At 69.5% G+C, this 4,535-nt stretch carries 4 protein-coding genes; all 4 read left to right on the top strand.

Going from position 1 to position 4,535, the window contains the following annotated elements; genetic code table 11:
• Positions 1–804, top strand: an 804-nt coding sequence (locus tag G0D83_RS29510) for an FAD-dependent oxidoreductase (protein WP_164198136.1), incomplete at its 5' end; no start/stop codon positions are given.
• A gap of 39 nt (positions 805–843) precedes the next feature.
• Positions 844–1,146: a sarcosine oxidase subunit delta gene (locus tag G0D83_RS29505; protein WP_164198134.1), complete on the top strand. Its 303-nt coding sequence runs from the start codon at positions 844–846 to the stop codon at positions 1,144–1,146.
• On the top strand, positions 1,143–4,145 hold the full coding sequence (locus G0D83_RS29500) for a sarcosine oxidase subunit alpha (RefSeq protein WP_164198132.1): 3,003 nt from the start codon (positions 1,143–1,145) through the stop codon (positions 4,143–4,145). The genes G0D83_RS29505 and G0D83_RS29500 overlap by 4 nt, the downstream gene beginning before the upstream one ends.
• 10 nt (positions 4,146–4,155) lie before the next feature.
• A partial coding sequence (locus G0D83_RS29495) for a sarcosine oxidase subunit gamma (protein WP_164198130.1) occupies positions 4,156–4,535 on the top strand: 380 nt, incomplete at its 3' end.

Below are 4,535 nucleotides of genomic sequence, written 5' to 3'. Positions count from 1 at the left end.
GAGGAGTGCAAGGAGTACTGCCCGCCGATCAACATCTCGCGCGGCGCGCGCTACCCGGTGATGGGCGGCGCGCTGCAGGAGCGGGCGGGCACCGCGCGGCATGACGCGGTGGCCTGGGGCTATGCCCGCGGCGCGGCGGCGCGCGGCGTCGACATCATCCAGAACTGCGCGGTGACCGCGATCCGCCGCAACCCCGACGGCTCGGTGGCGGGCGTCGAGACCGAGAAGGGCTTCATCAAGGCGGGCAAGGTCGCGGTCTCGGCCTCGGGCCACAACACCCAGGTGATGGCCACCGCCGACGTGCGGCTGCCGCTCGAGAGCATGCCGCTGCAGGCGCTGGTCTCGGAGCCGGTGAAGCCGATCTTCCCCTGCGTGGTGATGTCCAACGCCGTGCACGCCTATTGCAGCCAGTCGGACAAGGGCGAGCTGGTGATCGGCAGCGGCACCGACCAATACGTGAGCTATTCCCAGCGCGGCGGGCTGCCGCTGATCGAGCATACCATCGCGGCGATCTCCGAGGTCTTCCCGATCTTCAACCGCATGCGGATGCTGCGCAAATGGGCGGGGATCACCGACAACACCCCCGACCGCTCGCCGATCATCGGCAAGACGCCGGTGAAGAACCTCTACGTCAACTGCGGCTGGGGCACGGGCGGCTTCAAGGCCACCCCGGGCTCGGCGCATGTCTTCGCCTGGACCATCGCCAAGGACGAGCCGCACCCGATCAACGCGCCCTTCACCCTCGACCGGTTCCGCACCGGCCGGCTGATCGACGAAGCGGCCGCCGCCGCCGTCGCGCACTGAGCTGCGCGCGATGATGTCTGCACATTAAGGACGACGCCCATGCTCCTGATTCATTGCCCCTATTGTGACGAGACGCTGCCCGAGGTCGAGTTCACCTACGCCGGCGAGGCGCATATCGCCCGCCCCGAAACCCCCTCGGAGATGAGCGACGAGGACTGGCAGCAGTTCCTCTTCATGCGCGCCAACGTCAAGGGCGACCATTTCGAGCGCTGGCGCCACCTGCATGGCTGCGGGCGGTTCTTCAACGCCGTGCGCAATACCATCACCGACAAGTTCCTCACCACCTACGAGGCGGGCGCGCCCCGTCCCGATCTCGCCGCGCTGAAGGAGGGCCTGAAATGAGCAGCCATCGCGTTTCCGGCCGTGTTGAAGGCAAGGGTCGCATCAACCGGACCCGCCCGGTGAACTTCACCTTCGACGGCAAGACCTACCAGGGCTACGAGGGCGACACCGTCGCCTCGGCGCTGCTGGCCAATGGCGTGCACCTGATGGGCCGCTCGTTCAAGTACCACCGCCCGCGCGGGCCGGTGGCGGCGGGCTCGGAAGAGCCCAACGCGCTCATCGGCACCCGCCGCGGCCCGGGCCGCTTTGAGCCCAACACCCGCGCCACGGTGCAGGAGATCTGGGGCGGGCTCGAGACCAGCTCGCAGAACAAGTACCCGAGCCTGAAGTTCGACGTCGGCGCGGTGAACGATGCCGCCTATATGCTCTTCTCGGCAGGGTTTTACTACAAGACCTTCATGTGGCCGCGCAGCTTCTGGGACAAGGTCTACGAGCCCTTCATCCGCGCCGCCGCGGGCCTTGGCGTCAGCCCCACCGAGGAAGACCCCGACAGCTACGCCTCGCGCAACCTGCATTGCGATGTGCTGATCGTCGGCGCCGGGCCCTCGGGCCTTGCCGCGGCGCGGGTGGCGGCAGAGGCGGGCCTGAAGGTCGTGCTGGTCGACGAGAACCCGGAAGTGGGCGGCACGCTGCTGTCGGAGCCGCAGGCACAGATCGGTGGCACCGCCGCCTGGGACTGGGTCGCCTCGGCGCTGGCCGCGCTGAAAGCGGCGGGCGTGAAGGTCATGACCCGCACCACCGCCATCGGCTATTACCACCAGAACCTCATCGGTCTTTGCGAGCGGCTGACCGACCACCTGCCCAATCTGCCCGCCGACACCCCGCGCGAGCGGCTGTGGCGGGTGCGCGCGAAACAGGTGGTGCTGGCGCAGGGCGCGCTGGAAAAGCCGCTGGTGTTCCACGGCAACGACCGCCCGGGCGTGATGCTGGCGGGCGCGGCGCAGAGCTACCTCAACCGCTACGGCGTGCTGGTCGGGCAGCGCCCCATGGTGCTGACCTCGCATGACAGCGCCTGGTACGCCGCCTTCGATCTGGCCGATGCCGGTGCCAGGGTGCAGGCCATCGCCGACACGCGCGAAACCGTTGACGAGGCGCTGCTGACCGGCGCGCGCCAGCGCGGGATCCCCGTCAAGCTCGGCCGCACCGCCACCGCCACCAAGGGCCGCCTGCGGGTCGCCTCGATCCGGCTCAACCCGGTCTCGGGCGGCAAGGTCGGCGCGGGCGAGGAGATCGCCTGCGACGCGGTGCTGATGTCGGGCGGCTGGACGCCCTCGCTGCATCTTTTCTCGCACACCAAGGGCACGCTGGCCTGGGACGACGACCGCACCACCTTCCTGCCCGAGCGCACGCCGGAGGACTGCGTCATCGCCGGCGCCAGCCGCGGGCTCTGGGGCATCGCGGCGGCGCTGAACGACGGCGCCGAGAAGGGCCGGGAGGTCGCGCTGGCGCTCGGCACCTCCGCCGACGCGGCCAGCTACACCGTGGCGCAGGACCGCGCCGGCACCGGCGTGTCGCACAAGGAGCTGCCGACCGACCTCAGCCCCGGCAAGGCCAAGGCCTTCGTCGACTACCAGAACGACGTGACCGCCAAGGATCTGCGGCTGGCGGTGCGCGAGGGCATGCGCTCGATCGAGCACGTCAAGCGCTACACCACCAACGGCATGGCCACCGACCAGGGCAAGATGTCCAACATCAACGGCCTCAACATCGCCTCGGATGCGCTTGGAAAGAAACAGCCGCAGGTCGGTCTGACCACCTTCCGCCCGCCCTATACGCCGACCAGCTTCGGCGCCTTCGCGGGCTATCACCGCGGTGGCCACTTCGAGGTGACGCGCAAGACCCAGATCGACCTCTGGGCCGAGGAGCAGGGCGCGGTCTTCGAGCCGGTCGGCCAGTGGCGCCGGGCCTGGTACTTCCCCAGGCCGGGCGAGGACATGGAGGCCGCGGTGCGCCGCGAGTGCAAGGCGACCCGCGCCGGCGTCGGCATCTTCGACGCCTCGACGCTGGGCAAGATCGAGGTGGTCGGCCCCGATGCGGTCGAGTTCATGAACCGCATGTACACCAACCCCTGGACCAAGCTCGCCCCGGGCCGCTGCCGCTACGGGCTGCTCTGCGGCGACGACGGCTTCATCCGCGACGACGGCGTCATCGGGCGCATGGCGCAGGACAAGTTCCACGTCACCACCACCACCGGCGGCGCGGCGCGGGTGCTGAACATGATGGAAGACTACCTGCAGACCGAATGGCCCGACCTCGACGTCTGGCTGACCTCGACCACGGAAGCTTGGTCGACCATCGCGCTCAATGGCCCCGAGGCCGCCAGGCTGCTGGCCCCGCTGGTCGAGGGCGTCGAGCTGACCGAGGACGCCTTCCCGCACATGTCCTGCGTGGACTGCACCGTGGCGGGCATGCCGGCGCGGCTCTTCCGGGTCAGCTTCACCGGCGAGATCGGCTTCGAGGTCAACGTGCCCGCGCCCATGGGGCGCAAGCTCTGGGAGGTGCTCTGGGAGGCCGGGCAGCGATTTAACATCTGCGCCTATGGCACGGAAACCATGCACGTTCTGCGCGCCGAAAAGGGCTATATCATCGTCGGCCAGGACACCGACGGCACGGTCACGCCTTACGACGCGGGCATGGGCTGGGCGGTGGGCAAGGCCAAGCCCGACTTCGTCGGCAAGCGCGGGCTGGCGCGGCCCGACCTGGTGGCCGAGGGCCGCAAGCAGCTGGTCGGCCTGCTGACCGAGGATGGCAGCAAGCTCGAGGAGGGGGCGCAGATCGTCTTCGACCCCAAGCAGGCGATCCCGATGACCATGGTCGGGCATGTGACCTCGTCCTACCACTCTGATGCGGCGGGCCGTCCCATCGCGCTGGCGCTGGTGCAGGGCGGCCACGGGCGGATGGGCGAGACCGTCCATATCCCGATGCCGGAGCGCACCATCGCCGCCAAGATCACCTCGACGGTCTTCGTCGATCCCGAAAACGCCCGCCTGAAGATCTGAGGAGGCCTTGATGAACGCTCCGCTTTCCGCCTTCCCGCCCGCCACGCAGGTCGAGACACCGGCCGCCAAGGTCAGCTCGATCCTGCCCAAGCCGCGCTTCTCGCTGCGCGCCCGCGGCGATCTTGCGCCGCTCGAACAGGCGCTCGGCGTGGCGCTGCCGCGCAAGATCGGGCAGACCGTGAAGGGCGCGGTCGAGCTCGCCTGCCTCGGTCCCGACGAATGGCTGGTGCTGGCCGCCGATCCCGCGCCCATCGTGGACGCCTGCGCCGGGGTCTACGCGCGCCTGCCGCACAGCCTGGTGGAGATCACCGCCCGCGAGGTGAGCTTCGTCATCGAAGGCCCGCGCGCCGCCGAGCTGATGACCATCGGATGCGCCCGCGACATCGACGC

This window comes from Salipiger sp. PrR003 (genome assembly GCF_010500785.1).
GTDB lineage: Bacteria > Pseudomonadota > Alphaproteobacteria > Rhodobacterales > Rhodobacteraceae > Salipiger > Salipiger pacificus_A.
Note: the sequence above shows the minus strand (reverse complement) of the source record. Positions and strands in the feature narration are given on the sequence as shown.